The following is a 718-nucleotide window of genomic DNA, read 5'->3' on the forward strand; positions in this document are numbered from 1 at the left end:
TTGGGGTTGTCCGATGTCGGAGTAGACTGCACCGATATTATTCAGAGTCGTGGCTTCCCCGCTTCTATTATTGATTTGTTGAAATATACGGAGTGCTTGTTCGTAGAATTCTAATGCGTCTTGACGTCTCCCTATATCATTGTAATTGCGACCGATGCCCAGCAGCGCAATGCCTTCCAGTTCTTTCGCGTTAATTTGTCGGGCAATTCCGAGGACTTGCTCGAATGTTTCTATTGCTGCTTGTGGTTGTCGTCCAGTTTGTTGCACAGCTTGCTGTAAAAGTCGCTGGACTTCTTCAGCTTGTGCATTTTGGGTTTGGGCCACGCTGCGCTGAGCAATGAGCGGTAGGGTGACGGGGAATAGGCAGATACTGAAAGCGACAATAATACTGCTAGCAAGTCGGTGCATCATTCTCATCTCCACTCGGTCCACTCGGGGATAAACGGCGTCAGGTGTGCTGGGGTACGATTTCGGCAGATTTATCCAATTTTAACACAATGTTTTGGGCGTTCAGGGTTATCGATTTGAACAAAACGAGTGACAGATTCCCCCCACCTCGCCAACGGCAGGTGTTGCTCGAAAAACGGCAGTAACTAATCATCGTGAAGCCCGGTAGGGTGGGTCACCCCCGCCACGGGATACTGCAATTCACCCAACTTAGCCCTACGGGGGTGAGGCACCGTCCCTTTGTGTAAAGGGTTGACAAAAAAAAGCCAAT

1 protein-coding gene is annotated in these 718 nt (G+C 49.6%); it reads right to left on the minus strand.

The annotated features are described in order from the left end of the window. Nucleotides 1-411, minus strand: a 411-nt coding sequence (locus LKK83_RS10560) for a tetratricopeptide repeat protein (RefSeq protein WP_324631057.1), incomplete at its 3' end; no start/stop codon positions are given. Nucleotides 412-718: the final 307 nt, after the last annotated feature.

It is taken from the genome of Phormidium sp. CCY1219 (assembly GCF_035615515.1).
GTDB lineage: Bacteria > Cyanobacteriota > Cyanobacteriia > Cyanobacteriales > Laspinemataceae > CCY1219.